The 22,745-nt window shown below is 68.0% G+C and carries 14 protein-coding genes, 1 tRNA gene and 5 pseudogenes; 10 read left to right on the forward strand and 10 right to left on the reverse strand.

Translation table 11 applies throughout. The features are described from left to right. Nucleotides 1-2 precede the first annotated feature (2 nt). The gene (locus tag L6444_RS24475; protein WP_236977751.1) at nucleotides 3-338 is read left to right on the forward strand and encodes a hypothetical protein; all 336 of its coding nucleotides are present in this window, start codon (nucleotides 3-5) and stop codon (nucleotides 336-338) included. A 45-nt stretch (nucleotides 339-383) separates the two neighbouring features. Here L6444_RS24475 and L6444_RS24480 read toward each other — a convergent pair whose 3' ends face one another. The 8 genes and pseudogenes from L6444_RS24480 to mfd all read right to left on the reverse strand — a co-directional run bounded on the left by L6444_RS24480 (nucleotide 384) and on the right by mfd (nucleotide 10,089). Next, nucleotides 384-803 carry a hypothetical protein gene (locus L6444_RS24480; protein WP_236977752.1) on the reverse strand — a complete coding sequence of 140 codons (420 nt, stop codon included), beginning with the start codon at nucleotides 801-803 and terminating at the stop codon, nucleotides 384-386. Nucleotides 804-871: 68 nt separating this feature from the next. Further along, nucleotides 872-1,840: a Ppx/GppA phosphatase family protein gene (locus L6444_RS24485; RefSeq protein WP_236977753.1), complete on the reverse strand. Its 969-nt coding sequence runs from the start codon at nucleotides 1,838-1,840 to the stop codon at nucleotides 872-874. After that, nucleotides 1,831-2,319, reverse strand: a complete 489-nt coding sequence (locus tag L6444_RS24490) for a DUF501 domain-containing protein (protein ID WP_236977754.1) — start codon at nucleotides 2,317-2,319, stop codon at nucleotides 1,831-1,833. Before L6444_RS24490 ends, L6444_RS24485 begins: the two co-directional genes overlap by 10 nt. After that, a pseudogene (locus tag L6444_RS24495) lies at nucleotides 2,312-3,078 on the reverse strand (FtsB family cell division protein). Before L6444_RS24495 ends, L6444_RS24490 begins: the two are co-directional and overlap by 8 nt. Next, on the reverse strand, nucleotides 3,020-4,309 hold the full coding sequence (gene eno / locus L6444_RS24500; RefSeq protein WP_236977755.1) for a phosphopyruvate hydratase: 1,290 nt from the start codon (nucleotides 4,307-4,309) through the stop codon (nucleotides 3,020-3,022). Before eno ends, L6444_RS24495 begins: the two are co-directional and overlap by 59 nt. A 48-nt stretch (nucleotides 4,310-4,357) precedes the next feature. Then, a pseudogene (locus L6444_RS24505) lies at nucleotides 4,358-5,099 on the reverse strand (lytic transglycosylase domain-containing protein). A 263-nt stretch (nucleotides 5,100-5,362) separates the two neighbouring features. Continuing rightward, nucleotides 5,363-6,451 (reverse strand): nucleoside triphosphate pyrophosphohydrolase, encoded by a 1,089-nt coding sequence (locus L6444_RS24510; RefSeq protein ID WP_236977756.1) that lies wholly within the window; start codon nucleotides 6,449-6,451, stop codon nucleotides 5,363-5,365. After that, on the reverse strand, nucleotides 6,451-10,089 hold the full coding sequence (gene mfd / locus L6444_RS24515) for a transcription-repair coupling factor (RefSeq protein ID WP_236977757.1): 3,639 nt from the start codon (nucleotides 10,087-10,089) through the stop codon (nucleotides 6,451-6,453). Before mfd ends, L6444_RS24510 begins: the two co-directional genes overlap by 1 nt. A 107-nt stretch (nucleotides 10,090-10,196) precedes the next feature. On the opposite strand from mfd, the pseudogene L6444_RS24520 reads away from it, so the two are divergent. After that, nucleotides 10,197-11,509: pseudogene (locus tag L6444_RS24520) on the forward strand (diaminopimelate decarboxylase family protein). Between the two features lie 3 nt (nucleotides 11,510-11,512). Here the strand turns inward: L6444_RS24520 and L6444_RS24525 are convergent. Then, nucleotides 11,513-12,106, reverse strand: coding sequence for a TetR/AcrR family transcriptional regulator (locus L6444_RS24525; RefSeq protein WP_236984405.1), 594 nt, complete (start codon nucleotides 12,104-12,106; stop codon nucleotides 11,513-11,515). Between the two features lie 556 nt (nucleotides 12,107-12,662). Between L6444_RS24525 and L6444_RS24530 the strand changes: the two genes are divergently transcribed. The 5 genes from L6444_RS24530 to L6444_RS24550 all read left to right on the forward strand — a co-directional run bounded on the left by L6444_RS24530 (nucleotide 12,663) and on the right by L6444_RS24550 (nucleotide 16,384). Beyond that, nucleotides 12,663-12,734 (forward strand) — tRNA-Gln (locus tag L6444_RS24530). A gap of 103 nt (nucleotides 12,735-12,837) precedes the next feature. Then, the gene (gene glmU, locus L6444_RS24535) at nucleotides 12,838-14,319 is read left to right on the forward strand and encodes a bifunctional UDP-N-acetylglucosamine diphosphorylase/glucosamine-1-phosphate N-acetyltransferase GlmU (protein ID WP_236977758.1); all 1,482 of its coding nucleotides are present in this window, start codon (nucleotides 12,838-12,840) and stop codon (nucleotides 14,317-14,319) included. Between the two features lie 77 nt (nucleotides 14,320-14,396). Beyond that, the gene (locus L6444_RS24540) at nucleotides 14,397-15,377 is read left to right on the forward strand and encodes a ribose-phosphate diphosphokinase (RefSeq protein ID WP_236977759.1); all 981 of its coding nucleotides are present in this window, start codon (nucleotides 14,397-14,399) and stop codon (nucleotides 15,375-15,377) included. Next, nucleotides 15,378-15,728 (forward strand): arsenate reductase (glutaredoxin), encoded by a 351-nt coding sequence (arsC, locus tag L6444_RS24545; RefSeq protein ID WP_236977760.1) that lies wholly within the window; start codon nucleotides 15,378-15,380, stop codon nucleotides 15,726-15,728. 47 nt (nucleotides 15,729-15,775) lie between these two features. Continuing rightward, complete coding sequence (locus L6444_RS24550) at nucleotides 15,776-16,384, forward strand: LpqN/LpqT family lipoprotein (protein ID WP_236984407.1); 609 nt, start codon at nucleotides 15,776-15,778, stop codon at nucleotides 16,382-16,384. 4 nt (nucleotides 16,385-16,388) lie between these two features. On the opposite strand, the pseudogene L6444_RS24555 reads toward L6444_RS24550, so the two are convergent. Further along, nucleotides 16,389-19,686, reverse strand: a pseudogene (locus tag L6444_RS24555) (LuxR C-terminal-related transcriptional regulator). Nucleotides 19,687-19,802: 116 nt separating this feature from the next. Between L6444_RS24555 and L6444_RS24560 the strand changes: the two are divergent. The 3 genes and pseudogenes from L6444_RS24560 to L6444_RS24570 all read left to right on the forward strand — a co-directional run bounded on the left by L6444_RS24560 (nucleotide 19,803) and on the right by L6444_RS24570 (nucleotide 22,743). Continuing rightward, nucleotides 19,803-21,039: pseudogene (locus L6444_RS24560) on the forward strand (cytochrome P450). After that, on the forward strand, nucleotides 21,020-21,886 hold the full coding sequence (locus L6444_RS24565) for an oxidoreductase (RefSeq protein WP_236977761.1): 867 nt from the start codon (nucleotides 21,020-21,022) through the stop codon (nucleotides 21,884-21,886). The pseudogene L6444_RS24560 and the gene L6444_RS24565 overlap by 20 nt, the downstream one beginning before the upstream one ends. Before the next feature lie 191 nt (nucleotides 21,887-22,077). Then, the gene (locus L6444_RS24570; RefSeq protein WP_236977763.1) at nucleotides 22,078-22,743 is read left to right on the forward strand and encodes a 50S ribosomal protein L25/general stress protein Ctc; all 666 of its coding nucleotides are present in this window, start codon (nucleotides 22,078-22,080) and stop codon (nucleotides 22,741-22,743) included. Nucleotides 22,744-22,745: the final 2 nt, after the last annotated feature.

Below are 22,745 nucleotides of genomic sequence, written 5' to 3' on the forward strand. Positions count from 1 at the left end.
CGTTGAGCGCGATACCGCCGGCCACCGAAGCGATCCTGCCGGGGGCGCTGGACGCCGCCGCGCCCCCGCACCCGCCCAATAACTATCCGTTCACCGTTGCCGAATGGACACCGGGGCCCAACGGCCTCGGGTTCACCGGTGGGTATCAGGCCTTTGCGCTCACGCCGGACAGTCTGATTCTGTACATGCCCGACGCGCCGATGCAGCAGGGAAACCCCCGCCCCGGCCGATCGTCAACGCTGAACCCGGCGTGGTCGATGGACGGCGGAACCGTCACGATCCAGGTGCCGCTGTCCGCGCTCGCCGGCTCGCTGCGCCCGGAATTCGGTGGCGCGTAGGCGAATTCGGACCGAAGCCGGCAAGCGTGCGCGTCGGCTCGGCGCTCACCCGGTTGTGTAGACGGACCATGTGCAGTACCGGCGCGCCGCCAGCAAATGACTCCTCGCCGCATTGAGGTCAGCCGTCAACCAGAGTTCGTCCGAGCCTTCCTGCAGGTAGCGCCGATCGTGATCGAGCTTGGCGGCCAAGATGTCCGACCAGTTCCGCAGGTCCACCGCGGTCACGCCGGACACCTGGTACAAGGGCTGCGCGGCCTGGCGGATCTGACTTCCTACGCCCGGCGGCGTATACCCTTGCGGTTCAACCTGATCGAAGGCCGCTTCGAGCTGATCGCCCGCCGCCATGATGGTGTCGCATTCCGGATCGTGCGCGGTGGCCACCGGCGCGGTCAGCAAGCAGACCACCATTGCGGCGATGGCCTGAGTCAAGAGCAGAATTCGTCCAGTCCTGCTGAACATGACCATGACTCTAGGGCAGCCCGCTTAGTTGGTGAAGAGGTTTGGGATCACCGACCGCGCAGCGGGTCCGGCGCCTACCCATCGCCCGCCATGGACAGCACAATGCCGTCCAGGATGTCGTGTTCGCTGACCACCAACTCGCCGATACCGGCCCGCTGGTGCAGTTCGCGGGCCAGCTCCTGCACCACGATCGCCCCGCCGCCGATCACGTCCACGCGGCCTTCGTGCATGGGCCCCAGCGCGGCACGCTGCGCACGGGTCATGCCGAGCAGCCCGTCGCACACGTCCAGCAACGAATCGAGCGGCACCCGCGAAAGATGAATGACCGCAGGGTCATAGGAGGTCATGTGGTGCGCCAACGCCGACAGCGTGGTCATGGTCCCGGCCAACCCCACCCAGGTTCGGGCGGCTTCGACCGGCACCGCGCGCAGCGCAACGTCGAGCCGTTCCCGCACCACTTTCCGCGCTGCGGACACCTCGGCGGCGGTCGGCGGGTCGGCGTGCAGGCAGCGTTCGGTCAGCCTGACGCAGCCGATGTCTGCGGAGTAACTGGCGGCGACCTCGCCGCTGCGGTCCCCGGCCTGGCCGAGCACGATCTCGGTCGACCCGCCACCCAGGTCGACAACCACGAAAGGTGCTCCGGCGCCGTCTAACTCACCAACCGCGCCGCGGAACGAGAGTTCGGCCTCCTGCGCGCCGCTGATCACCTCGGCTCGCGACCCGACGATCACCGAGCCCAGCACTTCGGCGGTCATCGCAAAGAAGACGTCGCGGTTGGCGGCATCGCGGGTGGCCGAGGTGGCCACCATCCGTACCCGCTGCACGTGGTGTTCCGCGAGCAGCGCGGCGTAGTCGGTCAGCGCCGCCCGGGTGCGCGCGATCGCCTCCGGCGCGAACTCGCCCGTCGCATCCACCCCTTGACCCAGCCGCACGATCCGCATCTCGCGATGGACATCGCGCAGCCGCCCGTCTCTGAAGTCCGCGATCAACAGGCGAATCGAATTGGTACCGCAGTCGATTCCGGCGAGCCGAGTCAAAGCCACTGTCCCCCAACCAAAGCCGCCGTGGCCGGCTCGGCGACCAACAGCACCAGCGCTTCGTCCCCGAACGGATTGACACCCGGGCCTTTGGCCAGCGAGTGCGCGATCAACACGTGCAGGCATTTGACCCGATCGGGCATGCCGCCGCCGGAAAACGTGGTGCCCAGCTCTTCGATCGCGTCCCGCTCGGCCAGGTACGACTCGTGGGCCCGCCGGTAGGCGGCGGCCAGATCGGGGTCGTGGTGCAGTCGTTCGGTCATCTCGCGCATCAGTCCGGTGGTCTCCAGTCTGCTCGCCGCCGCCGTCAGCACCGGGTGCGTCAAGTAGTACAGCGTCGGAAACGGAGTTCCGTCAGGCAGTTTCGGGGCGGTCTTCACCACGCCGGGGGAACCGTCGCGGCATCGGAAGGCGACCTCCAGCACCCCGCGCGGCTCACGGCCGAGTTGGCGGGCCACCGCGTCCAGGTCGGCAGGCTCAACCACCGGGCGTCGTCGGGTTCGGCGGCACCGGAGCGGGTTCGGGGGCCGGGTTGGCGCCGGGCGGTAGGTGCGGGGCGTCGGCGATGGTGTGCCACAACGCCGTGTACCAGGGCTCGTTTTTGGCGTGACCGCTCGCCTCGGTGCCGGGCTGCTGCGGGGTCGCCGCGCCCGGCGGCAGCTGCACCTGGAACGGGATGTCGCCGGGCTTGACGAACCCGAGGCGCTCGCGCGCCTGCGCCGCAATGTACGCCGGATCGGCCAACTGGCCCTTGCGCTGTTCGAGTTCGGCGATCTGGCGGCGCAGCGCGGCCTCGGACGCCGACAACTGCTCCATCTCGGTGCGCTGCGCGAAATAGGTGCGCACCGGTCCGGCGATGGTCAGGGTCAGCACGCACATCACCGCGGCCAGGATCGCCGCGCGGCGTGCGGTGAAACCCAGCCGCTGATCCGAACGCTGGTCCACCGATTCGGTGAACGACCGTTTGATCGGCTCGACGACGTGCTCCTGCAGCGAGCGGGTCGCGGCGCGGCTCTCTCGTCGGGCGCGGTCTGGGTGGGCTTTGACGACGGCCGCGCGACCGGCTTGGCCGCGGGTTTGGAGTAGGAGTTCGCCGAGCGCCGGCCCCGACCCGAATCGCCGGCCTTCCCCGGGCGCGATGCCGGGGAACGACGTCTCGGATCGGACTTGGGCGGCCAAGCTGCGTTACTTCGCGTCCATCGCGAAGCGCGGGAACGCCAGATCACCGGCGTACCGGGCGGCATCGCCCAGCGCCTCCTCGATCCGCAGCAACTGGTTGTACTTGGCCACCCGCTCACTGCGCGCCGGCGCACCGGTCTTGATCTGACCGCTACCCACGGCCACCGCCAGGTCGGCGATGGTGGTGTCCTCCGTCTCGCCGCTGCGATGGCTCATCATCGTGCGGTATCCGCTGTGGTGCGCCAGCGCCACCGCATCAAGGGTCTCGGTCAGCGTCCCGATCTGATTCACCTTGACCAGCAACGCATTTGCCACACCCCGCTCGATACCTTCTTCGAGGCGTTCGGGATTGGTGACGAACAGGTCGTCACCGACGATCTGCACCCGGTCGCCGATACCGGCCGTCAACGCGGCCCAGCCGTCCCAATCGTCTTCGGACAGCGGGTCTTCGATGGACACCAGCGGATAGGAGCCGAGCAGCCCGGCATAGAACTCCGTCATCTGCTCGGCGGTGCGGGTCGACCCCTCGAAGCTGTAGCCGGTGCCTTCGGTGTGAAACTCGGTGGCGGCCACGTCGAGGGCCAGTGCGACGTCCACGCCGAGTTGGAAGCCGGCGGACTCGATGGCCCGGCTGATCAGGTCCAGGGCCGCGGTGGTGCCGGACACGTCCGGCGCGAAGCCACCCTCGTCGCCCAGCCCGGTGGACAGCCCCTCTTTCTTCAGAACCGACTTGAGTGAGTGGTAGACCTCCGCGCCCCAGCGCAAAGCCTCGCTGAAACTCGGCGCGCCGATGGGCGCCACCATGAACTCCTGGACGTCGACGCCGGTGTCGGCGTGCGCGCCGCCGTTAACGATGTTCATCATCGGCACCGGCAGGATGTGCGCGTTGGGACCGCCCAGGTACCGAAACAACGGCAGGGCGGCGCTGTCGGCGGCCGCCTTGGCCACCGCCAGCGACACGCCCAGGATGGCGTTGGCGCCCAGCCGGGATTTGTCCGGGGTGCCGTCGAGGTCCACCAACGCCTGGTCGACCAGCCGCTGGTCGTCGGCGTTGAGCCCGATCACCGCGGGCCCGATCTCGTCCAGCACGGCCTGGACGGCGTTTTTCACGCCCTTGCCGCCGTAGCGGTCGCCACCGTCACGCAATTCGACGGCCTCGTGCTCGCCGGTCGAAGCGCCCGAAGGCACCGCAGCCCGTGCGAAGGTCCCGTCGATCAGCGCGACTTCGACCTCCACGGTCGGGTTGCCGCGGGAGTCGAGAATCTCACGCGCTCCGACCTGCTCGATAATCGGCACTGGGCTCTCCTTTGCGTGCGGGTGCGTCAAACGTCAGCGATCATCTTTCTACAGCGGATGGCCGGCCGCATAGGCGGTCGCCCAGTCGCGAACCGCCCGCGCGTACACACCGGAGTTGTTGTAGGCGCGCAGCGCGGTGATCCATCCCCGAGGTGTCCCGAGATCCTTTCCGCGCCAGCACAAGTAACCTGCGGCCGACAACGCGGCGTCGTCGATGTTGTCGACGTTGGGCTTGGCGTGTTCTTTCGCCGAAACCCCGTAGAGTCGCCAGGTTTCGGCGATGAACTGCATGGGACCCATGGCGCGCTGCACCCCGTCGTCGTCAGACGCGCCGCTCGAGGCGGCCGTGTCGTCGTCGACGATCCGCAGATTGCCGCCGGTGCCGTCCAGGCGGACACCGCGAATGGGCGGCGTCACATCCCCGTTGGGCGCGATCGTCGCACCCCGATAGGTGCCGTTGTGGCTTTCCACCTGCCCGATGCCGGCCAGCGTCGTCCAGGCGATATGACACTTGGGGTTTTCCACCTCGGCCACCCGGGCGGCGTACGCATAGGCCTCCAAGGCGGTGACGGGCATCTCCAGGGCCGGCGCGCGTTGCTGCGCCCAGTCCCGCAACTGGTCGGCCGGCCTGCCGGGGGCGTGGGTGTCCACCGGCGGCACCGGGTCCCCCCGCCGGCGGCGGCACGCCCTCGGGGATGAACAGGCTCAGTTGCCAGGTACAACTTGACGCCAACAGCATCGCGGTCGCCCCTATCACGGCGACCGCGCGCAACCAACGTCTCGGCGACACAACTTCCCCTGTCGGTCTCCTTGCCGGAGCCATTCACCCGTTTTCGTCCCGCTCATCGTCCCACGGCTTGGGGGTGGGCCCCGGCTGGTGCACCACCCAGCAAACAGAATTGGTGCGCCACTTTCGTCACTATGGGATGCCGCCGCGCAAGACAGCAATCGTAGAAGACGGTCAATCAGCTGTTATTGCCAATGTTGGCAAACTTCGCTATGTCCGTTGATGTGCGAAACGCCTGAGTCCGCGCAAAGCTCGACGCTCGGCGCTTAACGGCGGCCTTTGCGCTTTTTGGCGGCGCCACCGCGAGATTCCTTGGCGGCACTCGCTTCGGTCGCCGCCTGCTCGGGATCCAAGACGTCGACCAGGGAGTCTTCCGGGGCCTCGTCGGGCCCCGTTTGGTAGCCCGCCGCGCCCCCGCCCGTCGGCCAATGGGCTCGCCACTCCTCCTCGGTGACGAAGCCGAGCGGAGCCATGTCGAGTTCCTCGGCGATGCTGTCCCCGCGCCGGGCCGCAGCGATGGCCCGCTCGGCAGTGCGGACCGTCTCGACGAAGTCCAAAACAGCGGCCCGAAGATCGTTCTCCGCATCGACCTCGGGAGTCAGCGTGATGGTGGTGAGTTCAGCGGGGATGAACTCACCGGGCACCCCGGCCTGGGTCACCCGCTGAATCACCTTCTGCGCCAACGCCAATGCCGGCTGTCCCGTGTGCACGTCGTCCAGCACCGAGTTACGCGACTTGCGCGACCGCTCCGACGCCTTGGCCTCTTCCCACTGGGCGAGCTGGTCCTGCAACGAAATCTCTTCGCCCGCAAGCACTCCCGGCACGCGGTTGCCGAGTTTACGCATCAGTGTGTCGGCGACGTCGTCGATGCTGAACGGTAGCAGCGCCTCGTCCTCGGCGATGCGGGCGTGAAAGAGGACCTGCAGCAGCAGGTCACCGAGCTCGTCGCGGAGTGCGTCGATGTTGCCGCTCTGCACGGCGTCGAGCAGCTCGTAGGTCTCTTCCAGCAGGTACCGGCGCAGCGAATCGTGGGTCTGCTCGCTTTCCCACGGGCCGGCGGTACGCAGCTTGTCCATCATCGCGACGGCGTCGACGAGCCGTTCGCCGCGCTGCCGCTCGGGTGCCGCGATCAGCCGTGCACCGGCGGCCAGCCGGGCGGTGACGGCGGGATGCTTGGGGTCCGACGACAGCAGCACCGGCGCCTCCTCGCCGGTGTACGCCGGGTGCGCATCCGGCAGCGACCACGGCACCGCGATCGGCATCTCCTCGGTGTACTGCACCTGACCGCACAGCAGCTCGATCGCCTCCACCGGCACCAGCGCCGGGCGGCGGGGGTCGACCAGGACGACAATCATCAGCCTTGCCGCTCCTCACTCGGCGTACTCGACTGGCCGACATCCTGTTGCGGCTTGCCCGCCAGCGCGGTCACCAAGTCAGCCACCATCTGCACCAATTCGACATCACGGATGTGTCCCGCGCCAATACCGCCCGCCCGCGGAATCGGAACCTGCACCGTAGCCGTGGTGGCCCGGTACCGTCCGCCCGGGTACATCCGCGCCAGCCGCACCTGGGCGGAGTCCGGCAGCGTCAGCGGGGAGAGCCGCACCGTCGCCGCCGACACGGCGCTGACCTCGGTGATGCCGGACGCCCGGCACAGCAGCCGCAGCCGGGCCACCGCCACCAGGCGGTCGGCCGGCTCGGGCAACGGCCCGTACCGGTCTTTGAGTTCCTCGACCACCGACTCCACGGCCGCGTCGTCCTGAGCCGAGGCCAACCGCCGGTAGGCCTCCAGCCGGAGCCGGTCGCTGGCGATGTAGTCCGGCGGCAGGTGTGCGTCGACCGGCAGGTCGATCCGCACGTCCTTGGGCTCTTCCGCGGTGGTGACGGTCTCGCCGTCGGCCGCGGCCTTGTACGCCTCCACCGCCTCGCCGACCAGCCGCACATAAAGGTCGAAGCCGACGCCGGCGACGTGTCCGGACTGCTCGACCCCCAACACGTTGCCGGCGCCGCGGATCTCCAGGTCCTTCAACGCCACCGCCATGCCCGCGCCCAGCTCGTTGTTCTGCGCGATGGTGGCCAACCGGTCGTAGGCGGTCTCGGTCAGCGGCGCGTTCGGCGGATACAGGAAGTAGGCGTAGCCCCGTTCCCGGCTGCGCCCCACCCGGCCGCGCAACTGGTGTAGCTGGGACAGGCCGAAGGTGTCGGCGCGCTCCACGATCAGGGTGTTGGCGTTGGAGATGTCCAGCCCGGTCTCGATGATCGTGGTGCACACCAGGATGTCGTAGTCGCGGTTCCAGAAGCCCTGCACGGTGCGTTCCAGCAGCTCCTCGGGCATCTGACCGTGCGCGACCACCACCCGCGCCTCGGGCACCAGCTCGCGCAGCCGCGCGGCGGCCGAGTCGATCGAGCTGACCCGGTTGTGCACGTAGAACGCCTGTCCGTCGCGCAGCAGCTCGCGCCGCAGTGCCGCGGCGATCTGCTTGTCGTCGTGCGGGCCAACGTAGGTCAGCACCGGGTAGCGCTCCTCGGGCGGGGTGAGGATCGTCGACATCTCGCGGATGCCGGCCAGGCTCATTTCCAGCGTGCGCGGGATCGGGGTGGCGCTCATGGTCAGCACGTCGACGTGGCTGCGCAGCGCCTTGATGTGCTCCTTATGCTCGACGCCGAACCGTTGCTCCTCGTCGACCACGACCAGGCCGAGATCCTTCCAGCGCACCCCGGTCTGCAGCAGCCGGTGCGTGCCGATCACCACGTCCACCGACCCGTCGGCCAGGCCGTCGATCACCGCGCGGGATTCGGCGGGATCGGTGAACCGGGAGAGGCCCTTGACGGTGACCGGGAAGCCGGCCATCCGGTCGGTGAAGGTCTGCAGATGCTGGTCGGCCAGCAGCGTGGTGGGCACCAGCACCGCGACCTGCTTGCCGTCCTGCACCGCCTTGAACGCCGCCCGCACCGCGATCTCGGTCTTGCCGTAGCCGACGTCGCCGCAGATCACCCGGTCCATCGGGATCGGCTTTTCCATGTCGGACTTGACTTCGGTGATCGCGGTGAGCTGGTCGACGGTCTCGGTGAAGCCGAACGCGTCCTCCATCTCGGCCTGCCAGGGCGTGTCCGGGGCGAACGCGTGCCCCGGGCTGGCCTGCCGCTTGGCGTACAGCGCCACCAGCTCGCCGGCGATCTCCCGCACCGCTTTGCGGGCCTTGGTTTTGGTGTTGGTCCAGTCGCTGCCGCCGAGACGGCTCAGCGCGGGCGCCTGGCCGCCGACGTAGCGGGACAGCTGATCCAGCGAGTCCATCGGGACATACAGCTTGTCCGAGCCGCCGCCCCGCTTCGCCGAGGCGTACTCCAGCACCAGGTATTCGCGACGGGCCCCGCCGACGGTGCGTTCGACCATCTCCACGAACCGGCCGATGCCGTGCTGGTCGTGCACCACCAGGTCGCCGGCGTTCAGCGCCAGCGGGTCGACGGTGTTGCGCCGCTTGGCCGCCAGCCGTTTGCCCTCGACGGCGGTGGCGCGGCTGCCGGTGAGGTCGGCTTCGGTGATCACGACGAGGTTGGCGCCCTCGACGATGACCCCGTCGTGCAGCGGGCCCTTGAGGACGCCGACCACCCCCGGTTTGGGTGTGGCGCCCGGGTCCAGCATGGCCGCGGCGATGTCGGACTCGGCCAGCCGCTCGACCATGCGGTGGGCGGTGCCGGTGCCGGGTGCGACCATCGCGGCGTACCCGCCGGTCGCCACGTGCGCGCGCAGCATGGCGAAAATTCCGTCGATATCGTGCTGGTGTCCGCGCGCCGACGGCGCCGGGCGGATCCCGAGCTCGACGGCCGCCTCGTCGGAGAGCTGGCTCAACGTCCACCAGGGATGGCCCGCGGCGGCCGCCGCCGTCTGGACCTCGTCCAGCTCGGCGAACCCGGAGCCGCCCAGCGCTTCGACGTCGACCGGCGCGTCAGTGCCCAGGGCCGCCACCGACCACGACGCCTCTAGGAACTCCCGGCCGGTCTTGATCAGGTCGCCCGCGCGGGTACGCACCTTTTCCGGGTCGCACACCAGCACCGGAGTGCCGTCGGCCAGCTGATCGGTGAGCAACGCATGATCGTCGGGGCGCAGCACCGGCAGCAGCGCCTCCATCCCGTCGGTCGGGATGCCCTCGGCCAGCTTGGCCAGCATGTCGATGATGCTGCCGGTGACGGTGTTCTCGGTGGCGGGATGTTCTTTGGCGAGTTCGCCCGCACGCGCTTTCACCTCAGGGGTGAGCAGCAATTCCCGGCAGGCGACCGCGATCAGCGTCTGCACCTCGATCTCCGGGATCGAGCGCTGGTCGGCGACCGAGAACATCCGCATCTCGGTGATCTCGTCACCCCAGAACTCGACCCGCACCGGATGTTCGGCGGTGGGCGCGAAAATGTCCAGAATCCCGCCGCGGACGGCGAATTCACCGCGGCGGCCAACCATGTCCACCCGGGTGTAGGCCAACTCGACCAACCGCTGCGCGACGTCCTCGAACGGGATCTCGTCACCGACCGTCAGCGTCAGCGGTTCCTGGCGGCCCAGCTGCGGCGCCATCGGCTGCAGCAGTGATCTGACCGCCGTCACCACCACGCGCAGCGGGGGACCCAGCCGCTCGTCGTCCGGGTGAGCCAGCCTGCGCAGCACCATCATCCGGCTGCCGACGGTGTCGATGCCGGGCGACAGTCGCTCGTGCGGCAGCGTCTCCCAGGACGGGAAGACGGCCACTGCGTCGCCGAACACCCCACGCAACTCCGCGGTCAGGTCGTCGGCCTCCCGGCCGGTGGCGGTGACCACCAGCAGCGGGCCGAGTTGGGCCAGCGCGCTGGCCACGAAAAGGCGCGCGCTGGCCGGCCCGACCAGCGGCAGTTCGGTGGGGCGATCGGAGGCACGCTCGATGAGCTGTTGGAAAGTCGGTGCGGTCAACGCCAATTCGACGAGCCCCGCGATCGGGGTGTCTGGGCTAGCAGCCCCCGGTGCGGTCATGATGTCGCCATTCTAGGGGCGTTCGAGGTCGTCAATTTTCGGCCCTGCGCCGTCAAGGATCCGTAAGCAAAGCGGAATCCGCCCGGATCGAGGCGCACGTTTAGTTCATGACACTGCTGGATTTGCTGCCCACCATGGGCAAAGCCGCACCTCGTCGGCTGGACCCGGCGCTCTGGCCGACGACGGCGTCGTGTGACGAAGGAGGCCGGATCTGTGTCGGTGGGGTACCGCTCACAGACGTCGCCGACGAATTCGACACCCCCGCCTATGTGATCGACGAAGCCGACTTCCGGCAGCGGGCCCGCCGCTGCCGCAAGGTGCTGCGGGACGTCGAGCTGGTCTACCCGGGGAAAGGCGCTGCCGGCCACCGCGGCGGCGTGCTGGGCACGCGAGGAGGGGCTCGGCATCGACGTCAGCTCACCGGGTGAACTGGCGGTGGCCCTGGCCGGTGGCGTGGACCCGGCGCGGATCGTCATGCACGGCAACGCCAAGTCCCCCCGCCGAGCTGCGCCAGGCCGTCGCGGTGAGCGTCGGGCGCATCGTGCTGGACTCCGACATCGAGATCGCCTACCTGGCCGGCCTGGCCCGGCGACGCCAAAAGGTGCTCATCCGGGTCACACCGGACCTCGACGTGCACGGACAACGCAGCTGGGCCGCAATCAGCGCCGAGTTCGGGTTCGCCCTGGACCGGGGCCAGGCCGTCGACGCAGTGGGCCGGGTGCTGGCGCATCCCATCCTCGACCTGGTCGGGCTGCATTGCCACTTGCCCAGCCGGGGCTCGCACGCCGCCGACGCCGCGTGGTTCGGCGAGGCGATCCACCGGATGATCGCGGCGATGGCCGACATCCGCGCCCGTCACGGCGTCATCCTCACCGAGCTGCACATCGGCGGCGGGCTGCCGCAGCGCCGTGGTTTCGATCTCGGCGAGTTGGCTGCCGTCGTTGAGGACGCGCTGGACGAAGGCTGCGCGGCCGAGCACTTTCCGCGGCCCACCGTGGTGGTGGAGCCCGGCCCGGCGATCATCGCGCAAGCCGGTGTGGCGCTCTACCGGGTGTGCTCGGTGCAGAACCGACCCAGCGGGCGCGTCGTCGTCACGGTCGACGGCAGCATCGGCGATCCGGTTTCGGTCGCGTTGGCAAACCGGCATCCCCTGGTGAACCGCCAAGTCGTCACCGTGGCTGATCGGCACTGCGTGGCCGGCGAGGAGATCGTCCGCGACGTCGAGCTACCGGCCGACGTGCGGCCGGGCGACCTGCTGGCGGTCGCGGGCATTCCGGCTCACCATGGCGTGGCATCCAACTTGGTCGGCCGTCCGCCGCTGCTGGCGCTGAACCGTGGGCGGGTGCGCGAGCTGGTGCGCCGCGAGACGGTCAACGACCTGCTGTCCCGCGACTGTCTCGCCGTCGAGCGTGGAGCCTGATCTCTATTCGTCCTGCAGATGCGGGTCGGCCTCCAGGTGAGTCAGGCCGTTCCACATCAGGTTGACCAGGTGCGCGGCCACCACTTCCTTCTTGGGTTCGCGGGTGTCCAGCCACCACTGCGCGGTCATCGACACCGAGCCCACCAGCGCCTGGGCGTACAGGGGCGCCAAGTCGGGGTCCAGGCCGCGACGGGCGAAGTCGCCGGCCAGAATCGAGCTGACCTGGCTGACGGCATCGTTGAGCAAACTCGAATAAGTGCCCGAGCTGATCGCGGCGGGCGAGTCGCGGATCATGATCCGGAAACCGTCAGTGCGTTCTTCGACGTAAGTGAGCAGCGCCAGTGCCACCCGCTCGACGCGTACCCGGGACCGGTTGTTGGTCAGCGACGAGGTGATGCCGTCCAGCAGCGCCGACATCTCCCGGTCCACCACCACGGCGTAGAGGCCCTCCTTGCCGCCGAAGTGCTCGTAGACGACGGGTTTGGACACATTGGCGCGCTGGGCGATCTCCTCGATCGAGGTTCCTTCGTAGCCGCGTTCGGCGAACAGCGAACGCGCGATGCCGATCAACTGATGTCGGCGCTCGCTGCCGGTCATCCGGGCGCGCGGCGTGCGGGCTGGGGCCGAGGGTGCCGGGGATTCCCGATTGGGATTGGGCGCTTTGTCCGGTTCCGCCACGGGGATCAGCGTATCGGGCGGTCAAGCGTGCTGGTGGCCGCTTGGCGGGTGAACTGGTGGCGTTGAGTGTGCAGTGGCGGCGTCGAGTGTGTATTGAAGGCGTTGAGTGTGCATTGGAGGCGTCGAGTGTGCAGCCAGGGCGGGAAAATCGCGAAAATCCCGCCCTCAGTTCACACTCGACGCCGCCAGCTCACACTGGACGCACCAGCTCGCCCTGGATGCGAGCTCCGGGCGCAAGCGCCCGGCATCGTCGGCAGACTCAAGCCGGACTGTCGGCCTCCTCCTCCGGCCGCAAGCGCCCGGCATCGTCGGCAGACTCAAGCCGGACTGTCGGCCTCCTCCTCCGGCCGCAAGCGCCCGGCATCGTCGGCAGACTCAAACCGGATTGTCGGCCTCCTCCTCCGGCCGCAAGCGCCCGGCATCGTCGGCAGACTAAAGTCTCTGGGGCGGCGGCACGCACACCGCCAACACCCAATCCGTCGTGGTGTAATCGGCAGCACCTCTGATTTTGGTTCAGATAGTTCAGGTTCGAGTCCTGGCGACGGAGCTTCCGGCGGAGCGCCTTTTGCCCCGAGCGTCCCCAAAATGTCACCCTTAGCGGCGTATCCGCGTGCATTTGCGGACGCTCGGCCGAAACGTGAGGAGAGTTGATGACGTTTCGTGGTGACACCGACACCGCGGTCCTGGTGCTGGCCGCCGGGCCCGGCACCCGGATGCGCTCGGACACCCCCAAGGTGCTGCACACGCTCGGCGGCCGCAGCATGCTGTCGCACTCGCTGCACACAATGACCAAGCTGGCGCCTCAGCATCTGGTCGTGGTCCTAGGCCACGACCACCAGCGGATCTCCCCGCTGGTGGCCGAGCTGGCCGACACCCTCGGCCGCACCATCGACGTCGCGCTGCAGGACAAACCACAGGGCACCGGACACGCGGTGTTGTGCGGGCTGTCCGCACTGCCCGACGACTACGCGGGCACCGTGGTCGTCACCGCGGGCGACACCCCACTGCTGGACGCCGACACGCTGGCCGACCTGATCGCCGCCCACAACGCCGCCCAACCAACCGGCAAGGCCGCGGTCACCGTGCTGACCACCACGCTCGACGACCCGCACGGCTACGGCCGCATCCTGCGCACCCAGGACAATGAGGTGATGGCGATCGTCGAGCAGACCGACGCCACCCCGTCGCAGCGCGGCATCCGCGAGGTCAACACCGGCGTCTACGCCTTCGACATCGCCGCGCTGCGCTCGGCGCTGACCCGGCTGAGCTCCAACAACGCCCAGCAGGAGCTCTACCTCACCGACGTCGTCGCCATCCTGCGCCGCGATGGTTACACCGTCAGCGCCCGCCACATCGACGACAGCGCCGTGGTGGCCGGCGTCAACAACCGTGTGCAGCTCGCCGAACTGGGCGCCGAACTCAACCGCCGGATCGTGGCCGCCCACCAGCTGGCCGGCGTCACCGTCATCGACCCTGCGAGCACCTGGATCGACGTCGACGTGACGATCGGGCGCGACACCGTCATCCACCCGGGCACCCAACTGCACGGACGCACCCAGATCGCCGACCACGCCGTCATCGGCCCGGACACCACGTTGACCGACGTCTGCGTGGGCGCCGGCGCCTCGGTGATCCGCACCCACGGCTCGGAGTCGACCATCGGCGACGGCGCCACCGTCGGCCCGTTCACCTTCCTGCGGCCCGGATCGGTGCTCGGCGCCGACGGGAAGCTGGGCGCTTTCGTCGAGGTGAAAAACGCCACCATCGGCACCGGGACCAAGGTGCCGCACCTCACCTACGTCGGTGACGCCGACATCGGCGAGCACAGCAACATCGGCGCGTCCAGCGTGTTCGTCAACTACGACGGCACCACCAAGAGCCGCACCACGATCGGCTCCCACGTGCGCACCGGCTCGGACACCATGTTCGTCGCGCCGGTCACCGTCGGCGACGGCGCGTACACGGGCGCCGGGACGGTGATCCGCGAGGATGTGCCGCCGGGTGCGCTGGCGGTGTCGGCGGGTCCGCAACGCATCATCGAGAACTGGGTGCAGCGCAAACGGCCCGGGACCGCCGCCGCTAAAGCCGCCGAAGAAGCCAACCGCAAACCCGACGCCGGCCCGACATCGTGATTTCAATTTCCGGCAACCCGGCTACGATGGGGCGTTCTTGTTTTGATTCTGTTCCGATCCCGACATAAGGCAGCCCGGTGAGCCACGACTGGACCGATAACCGCAAAAATCTGATGCTGTTCAGCGGCCGCGCCCACCCGGAGCTGGCCGAACAGGTGGCCAAGGAACTCGACGTCCACGTCACCGCGCAGACGGCGCGCGACTTCGCCAACGGCGAGATCTTCGTGCGCTTCAACGAGTCGGTGCGCGGGTGCGACGCCTTCGTGCTGCAGTCCAACCCGGTGCCGGTCAACACCTGGCTGATGGAACAGCTGATCATGATCGACGCGTTGAAGCGGGGCAGCGCCAAACGGATCACCGCGGTGTTGCCGTTCTACCCCTACGCCCGGCAGGACAAGAAGCACCGCGGCCGCGAGCCGATCTCGGCGCGACTGGTGGCCGATCTGCTCAAGACCGCGGGCGCCGACCGGATCGTGACCGTGGACCTGCACACCGACCAGATCCAGGGCTTTTTCGACGGCCCGGTGGACCACATGCGCGGGCAGAACCTGCTGACCGGCTACATCCGCGACAACTACCCCGACAGCAACATGGTCGTGGTCTCCCCGGACTCCGGCCGGGTGCGCATCGCCGAGAAATGGGCCGACGCATTAGGTGGCGTTCCACTTGCCTTTATCCACAAGACCCGCGACCCCCGGGTGCCCAACCAGGTGGTGTCCAACCGCGTGGTCGGTGAGGTGGCCGGACGCACCTGCGTGCTGATCGACGACATGATCGACACCGGCGGCACCATCGCCGGCGCGGTCAAGTTGTTGCGCGACGACGGCGCCAAGGATGTGATCATCGCGGCCACCCACGGGGTGCTGTCCGACCCGGCCGCCGAGCGCCTGGCCGGCTGCGGAGCCCGCGAGGTGATCGTGACAAATACGCTGCCGATCAACGAGGAGAAGCGTTTCCCCCAACTCACCGTGCTGTCCATCGCACCGCTGTTGGCCAGCACCATCCGCGCGGTCTTCGAAAATGGCTCGGTAACAGGACTTTTCGACGGAGACGCATAGATGGGCTCGGGTCACACCGTCATCTACCACAACCCCAAGTGCAGCACCTCCCGCAAGACACTGGATTTGTTGCGCGACAACGGATTCGAGCCGGAAATCGTGCATTATCTGAAGACGCCCCCGTCCCGGGACGAATTGGTGCGGATGATCCGCGATGCCGGCATCGAGGTGCGTGCCGCGGTGCGCAAGCGGGAGGCGCTGTATACCGAACTCGGGCTGGCCGACGCCGATGACGAGAAATTGCTCGACGCGATGGCCGAGCACCCGATCCTGATCGAACGACCGTTCGTCGTCACACCGAAAGGCACCCGGCTGGCCCGTCCTATCGACGCGGTACGCGAGATTCTGTGACGTTTCGGGCAATTCAGGCACGCGCGGCAGTAATCCTCTGCCTGGCCATGACACTGGTGGCGTGTGGACCGAAAAGCCCCGACTACCAGTCGATCTGGACGACCAGTTCGACCACCAGCAGCGTCTCGGCCGCCCCGACGACACCGATCGTGCCGCTGTCGAAGTACCTCGACAGCGAGGGCGTCACCGGCATTCCGGTCTCACCGGGTGAGCTGACCGACCTGACGGTCTCGATGCCCACCCCACCGGCCTGGGGACCACGGGAGCCCGACGCGAAGACCGCGCCCAAGGCCGTGGTGATCTCCAAGGGGAACAACTATCCGGCTGCCATTCTGATCGTGCTTCGGCTGCGCGGCGACTTCAACCCAACCGAGGCGATCAAGCACGCCAATGCCGATCTGCCGCAAGGCTTTCGCCGGCTCGACGGCTCCGAGGCCGACTTCAACGGCTTTCCCTCGTCGATGGTGCAGGGCACTTATGAACTCAAGGGTGCGCGGATGCGCAGCTGGCAACGGGTGGTGCTGGCCACCGGTTCCGGCCCGGACAACCAGCGGTATCTGGTTCAGCTGAACATCACCAGCTTCGACGGGCAGGCGGTGGCGGAGTCCAACGACGTCGAGGCGATCATCCGCGGGTTCGTGGTCGCCAAGAAATAGCGCCCTAGTGGCGACCCGCTTCTTGGACCAGCTGCACCCGGGAGGCCAGGCCCAGTTTGGCGTAGACGTGGGTGAGGTGGGTCTGCACGGTGCGGGGTGAGACGAACAGCCGCGCGCCGATCTCCTTGTTGCCCAAGCCTTCTGCCACCAGCCGCACCACATCGAGTTCCATCGGCGTCAGCGACCCCCAGCCGGTGGCAGGGCGCTTGCGTTGACCGCGGCCGCGCTGCGCATAGGCGATGGCCTCCTCCGTGGACAGCGCGGCGCCCTCGGCCCAGGCGGAGTCAAAAACATCCTGCCCCAATGACTCTCGCACCGACGCTACCGTCACCTCATAATCGGGCTGATGCATGGGAAGGCGGGGATGTTCCATGCGTCGCCGGATGGCATCGGCGGCGCCGAGCAGACGCGCCGCGTACCCGGTGCTCTCCTCGCCGGCCGCAAGGCGAGCAAGGCATTCCAGTGTGTCGTCGACCCGCAGATAGGCTTGAGCGCTGGTGGCGACAGCGAGGGCTTCATGGGCGTCGCGCTCCGCCTGCCCCGGATCACCTTGGGCCAACGCGATATACGCTCGAGACAGGAGCGCCTCCGCCCGGTACCAGCCCGGTACTAGCGCGACCGCTTCGTCCGCCCAGCGACGCGCGGCGACCAGGTCACCACGAGCCAACGCCGCTTCGGGCGCCATAGTGATACTCCTCGTTAACAATTCGCGCATCGGATTCGTATTGCGAAACGCCATCTCGACTGCGGTCATCGCCGCCGTGGCATCGCCTTCGGCAAGAGCGGCATAGACGAGCACCCCGTAGACCGCGTCGGCGAGGTAGCCACCTATCGCGTTCGCGGTGTTCAGGGCCGACTGCGCTGCGGCCCGCGCAGCAGCTGATTGACCCTGCGCCGAAAGCGATACGCTGAGGCTCACGTAACCGAACACCGTCAGGATGTGGTTGCCGGCCTCCCCGGCTTCCTCGGCCGCGGACCGGGCAACTTTAGCGCCGGCGGCCGGATTGCCATGCAGTGTCAACGAAATTCCCAGCCAGGCGCGGCAGTTTCTTGAGAAGAACCGGTCACCGATCGCGTCGGCGAGGTCAAGTCCTTGTTCGGCGGCGGCTATCGCCGCGAACGGCTCTCCGGCCATAGCCGCTGCAACCGCCTGGTAACTGAAGATTTGGCACAGGTTCCACCGATCACCGGTCGCGACGGCCAGCTCGACTGCCTCGGCGAAGTAGGGCTCGGAGAGTCCGGGCGCGTAGACGCACACCATTCCGCAGGCGATGAGCGCCTGGGTAATCAGCACAGGGTCACCGATTTCACGCGCGGTCGCCAGCGCATCCTGCGGTCGGGCCCACCCCAAAGGAATGCCGACCCACGACGCGAGGATGCTGTAATAAGCCACCGCGCCCGCCCACACCGCCGGTGTTATTCCCGAATGATCATCGTCGGCCAGGATGTAGGAAAGACCGGTCAGCGCCTCCTCGGCTCGGCCCGTGTGTAACCACAGCGGCCGCAACGACGATATGAGCTGAAGTGCTGTCTCCAGTTCGGATTTCTCGCAGCTCCACGCGAAGGCCGCCCGCAGATTGTCGATCTCGGTCTGTGCCCAACGGACCAATTCGTCATCGGCGGAGTGGCCGCGCGAGGCGAACTCGGCGGCCGCGGCGGTGTAGTAGTCGCGGTGACGCGTTCGCACCTGGTCGGCCTCGCCGGATTCACCGAGCTTCTCCTGCGCGTACTGGCGCACGGTCTCAAGTAGCCGGTAACGCATCCCGGTGTCCGATTCATCAGCCACCACAAGAGATTTGTCGACCAGCAGGCCAAGCTGGTCCATCAGCTGATAGCCCTCGACCTCGCTGCCGGCACCCACCGGCTGGGCGGCGTCGAGATCGAACCCGCCGGCGAACACCGCCAACCGGCGCAACAGCACCCGCTCAGGTTCGGTGAGCAACGCATGCGACCAATCCACCGAGGCCCGCAGCGTCTGCTGACGGCGCACCGCGGTGCGCGCACCGCCGGTCAACAATCGAAACCGGTCGTGCAGGCTGTCGACGATCTGCTGGAGCGACAGCGCCCGAATACGTGCCGCGGCAAGCTCGATGGCCAACGGCATGCCGTCCAGACGTTCGCAAATCTCACCCACCAACGCGCGGTTGTTCTCGCCGACAACGAAATCCGCGCGAGCCCGGCGGGCGCGGTCGGCGAACAACTCGACGGCCTCGTCGTCAAGCGCTAGCGACGGCACCCGCCAGGCGATTTCACCGGGCACCGCCAGTGGCTCGCGGCTGGTAGTCAGAATCGCCAAGTACGGGCAACTTCCAAGCAATTCAACGACAATCGATCCACACACGTCAAGCAGGTGCTCGCAGTTGTCGAGCACCAGCAGCACTGTCTTCTCGCCGATGAACCGCTTCACCGTGTCCATGGTGGACAGCCCCGGCTGATCGGGTAACCCGAAGGTGCGCGCGACGGTAATCACAGCCATAGCGGGATTGGTCAGCGGCGCCAGGTCGACATACCAGATCCCGTCGCCGAAGTCGGCGGTCAGTTGGGCACTGACCTCGACCGCCAACCGCGTCTTGCCCACTCCGCCGGCACCGGTCAACGTCACCAACCGATTGCCGGTGATGATCGAGCCCAGCTCGGCGATCTGTGCCTGGCGACCAACGAAACTCGTAAGTTGCGCCGGAAGGTTGTGTGACGCTGTAGCGCTACGCACCCGCAGCAGCGGGAACTCGTTACGCAAAGCCGGATGACACAACTGCACCACCCGCTCCGGACGCGGCACACCTTTCAGCGGATAGCTACCCAGATCGGTCAGCCACACCCCGTCGGGCAGACGGTCGGCCACCAACTCCGCGGTAACCCCCGACAACACCGTCTGCCCACCATGCGCCAGATCCCTTACCCGCGCCGCCCGGTTGATCGTCGGCCCAGCGTAGTTGCCCTCGTCACGCAACTGAATCTCACCGGCGTGCAACCCAATCCGGATCCGGATCGGCGCCAGCGGGGCACGCTGCAACGCCAGCGCGCAGGCTACGGCGTCAGATGCGCAGGCAAAAGCAGCCACGAAACTGTCGCCCTCGCCCTGCTCCACCGGTCGCACCCCCGCCATGCCCGGCGACGGCCTCGTCGACGGCGCGATTCAGCAAGCCCAACGCGGCCGTCATCTGCTCGGGCTGGGTCTCCCACAGCCGCGTCGAGCCCTCGACGTCGGCCAGCAGCAACGTCACCGTCCCGGTCGGCAGCAACTCACTCAAGCTCCAGCTCAGCGTTGGTATCTCCGTGTGTTGGCTCATGGTAGCCAGCATCACGCCCGCAACGCGGGCAATACATCCGCCTAAGCGCGCATATACGCGCACCGGCGCCGGCAAACTACGCGCTGCGGCGGATATTTTCGGCTCTCAAACGCCGGATAGTCGCTGCCATGACTACCACCACCGCACTCGACTGCCCCACCATCGCCTACCACCACCTCACCGATCCAGCGGACGCACACCGGGTCATCGCCGCGGCCCGCGCCCAGTCCCCGATCGCCATCGGGCCGTACGGGCCCGAGGTGCTGACCTATGAACTGGTCCGCACCGTATTGCGGGACGACCGGTTCGTCACCGCCGACGGCCTGGGATTGGGCACCTTCGGCATCACCTCCGGCCCGTTGTGGGAGCGGGCGGTGCGCAACATCCTGGGCATGGACGGGGTGGAGCACCACCGGTTGCGCCGCTTGGTGTCCAAAGCGTTCTCTCCCCGCGCCGCCGAGCGGCTGCGCTCCCTTGTCCGTCGAGATCGTCACCGGGCTAATCGACGACATCGAGGACGGGCATTGCGACGTCGTCGCCGATATCGCCCGGCCCTACCCCACCCCGATCATCAGCGCGCTACTGGGCGCCCCGCCCGAAGACTGGCAGCCGTTCTCCGCCTGGACCGAAGACATCAAGAAGGTGTTCGAGCCCACCGTCGCCGAGGACGCGCCGCGGATCCTCGCCGCGTGGAACGCGTTGGACGCCTACCTCAAGGACCTGATCGCAACGCGGCGCAATTCGCTGACCGACGACCTGGTCTCCGATCTGATCCGCGCCGAAGACGACGGCGACCGCCTCACCCGCGACGAACTGCTGATGCTGTGCGGCACACTGCTCGGTGCGGGCACCGACACCACCCGCAACCAGCTCGCCGCGGCGGTACAAACGCTGGCCGCCCATCCGGATCAGTGGGCGATGGTGGCCCGCCAACCCGAATCCGCTGCCGACGCCGTCCATGAGCTGATTCGTTACAGCCCAATCATTTTCGGGGTCATCCGGCAAGCCGCCGAGGACATCGAGCTGGGCGGCTTGCCGATTCCGGCCGGCACGCTGGTGGTGGCCAACACCGCCTCCGCCAACCGCGACCCCGCAGCCCACCACGATCCCGACGAACTCGACATCACTCGCCGCAACCCGGCGGCCATCCTCAGTTTCGGCGGTGGCGTGCACTACTGCCTGGGCGCGCACCTGGCCCGACTGGAGCTGACCGAGGCGCTGCGAGTGATCACCGCACGCATGCCCAACCCGCGCCTGGCCGGTTCGGGCCGGTGGCCGGGGATGGCCGGGATCACCGGACCCCTGAGCCTGCCGCTCGAGTTCGACCGCTGCATACAGTGGGGACATGACTTGGACCGCAGCTGATCTTCCCTCCTTCGCCGGACGCACCGTCATCATCACCGGAGCCAACAGTGGCCTGGGCGCGATCACGGCCCGCGAGCTGGCCCGGGTCGGCGCAACGATCGTGATGGCCGTCCGCAACACCGAGAAGGGCGAGAAGGCGGCAGCAGGAATCGCCGGCGACGTGCAAGTGCGTGCGCTGGACCTGCAGGACCTGTCGTCGGTGCGGGCGTTCGCCGAGGGCGTCGACGCCGCCGACATCCTGATCAACAACGCCGGCATCATGGCCGCGCCGTTCACGCTGACCAAGGACGGTTTCGAAAGCCAGATCGGCACCAACCACCTGGGCCATTTCGCGCTGACCAACCTGCTGTTGCCCAAGCTGACCGACCGGGTCGTCACGGTGTCGTCGATGGCGCACTACCCCGGCCGGATCAACCTCGACGACCTCAACTGGCAGCACCGCCGGTATTCGCCGTGGCTGGCCTACAGCCAGTCCAAGCTGGCCAACCTGCTGTTCACCAGCGAACTGCAGCGCCGGCTCGACGCGGCCGGCTCCAAACTGCGCGCGCTGGCGGCCCATCCCGGTTACTCGCACACCAACCTGCAGGGCGCCTCCGGACGCAAGCTCGGGGACGCCGTCGTCTCGGCGGCGACGAGACTGATCGCCACCGAAGCGGACTTCGGCGCCCGGCAGACCCTGTATGCGGCCTCCCAGGACTTGCCCGGCGACACCTTCATCGGTCCCCGATTCGGCCAGTGGGGCCGCACCCAAGCGGTCGGCCGCAGCCGGGCGGCGAAAGATGGCCAGACCGCCACCGCGCTGTGGGAGCTGTCCGAGCAACTCACCGACACGAAATTCCCGCTCTGAGCCCGTGCCGAGCAAACCCAAAGGTGCCTCGAATCGCCTGCTCGAAGGGGCTTTTGCGTCTGCTCGCGCTGCTGGGGTAACCTGACCGGGCGTCACGGCGAGGGTGCACCGGCTAGACCAGCACCGTTATCGACGGAGACCGACAGATTCGTCGCGATCCTGGCCGTGCCCTACACACAGGAGCGACTTTTATGGCTAAAGCCACCGTCAACCAGCTTCCCGCCACGGTGCGTACCGAGACCGGCAAGGGCGCCTCGCGCCGCGCCCGTCGCGAAGGCAAGATTCCCGCCGTGCTGTACGGCCACGGCGCCGACCCCCAGCACCTCGAGCTGCCTGGCCACGACTTCGCGGCCGTGCTGCGGCACTCCGGCACCAACGCCGTGCTGACCCTGAGCATCGACGGCAAGGAGCAGCTGGCGCTGACCAAGGCCCTCGACATCCACCCGATCAAGCGCAGCATCCAGCACGCCGACCTGCTGGTGGTGCGGCGCGGCGAGAAGGTCAACGTCGAGGTGAACGTCATCGTCGAAGGTGAGGCCGGGCCGGACACCCTGGTCACCCAGGACGCCAACGCCATCGAGATCGAGGCCGAGGCGCTGTCGATTCCCGAGCAGTTGACCATCTCGGTCGAGGGTGCCGCGGCCGGCACCCAGTTCACCGCCGGCCAGATCCAGCTGCCCGACGGCGTCTCGCTGGTCTCCGACCCCGAGCTGCTGGTGGTCAACGTGGTGCAGGCGCCGACGGCCGAGGATCTGGCCGAAGAGGGCGCCGGCGAGGAAGGCGCGGCGGCCGGGGCAGCGGCCGGCGAAGAGGCCGAAGGCGAGCCTGCTGCCGAGGCCGAAGCCGAGTCCGAGTAGCG

The sequence above is a fragment of the Mycobacterium kiyosense genome (assembly GCA_021654635.1).
Taxonomy (GTDB): domain Bacteria; phylum Actinomycetota; class Actinomycetes; order Mycobacteriales; family Mycobacteriaceae; genus Mycobacterium; species Mycobacterium kiyosense.

Bases quoted from the DNA above. Each gene is read 5' to 3' on its own strand.
- L6444_RS24480 (WP_236977752.1), bottom strand. From the start codon at position 803: ATGGTCATGTTCAGCAGGACTGGACGAATTCTGCTCTTGACTCAGGCC.
- L6444_RS24510 (WP_236977756.1), bottom strand. From the start codon at position 6,451: ATGATTGTCGTCCTGGTCGACCCCCGCCGCCCGGCGCTGGTGCCGGTG.
- mfd (WP_236977757.1), bottom strand. From the start codon at position 10,089: ATGACCGCACCGGGGGCTGCTAGCCCAGACACCCCGATCGCGGGGCTC.
- L6444_RS24525 (WP_236984405.1), bottom strand. From the start codon at position 12,106: ATGACCGGCAGCGAGCGCCGACATCAGTTGATCGGCATCGCGCGTTCG.
- glmU (WP_236977758.1), top strand. From the start codon at position 12,838: ATGACGTTTCGTGGTGACACCGACACCGCGGTCCTGGTGCTGGCCGCC.
- arsC (WP_236977760.1), top strand. From the start codon at position 15,378: ATGGGCTCGGGTCACACCGTCATCTACCACAACCCCAAGTGCAGCACC.
- L6444_RS24550 (WP_236984407.1), top strand. From the start codon at position 15,776: ATGACACTGGTGGCGTGTGGACCGAAAAGCCCCGACTACCAGTCGATC.
- L6444_RS24565 (WP_236977761.1), top strand. From the start codon at position 21,020: ATGACTTGGACCGCAGCTGATCTTCCCTCCTTCGCCGGACGCACCGTC.
- L6444_RS24570 (WP_236977763.1), top strand. From the start codon at position 22,078: ATGGCTAAAGCCACCGTCAACCAGCTTCCCGCCACGGTGCGTACCGAG.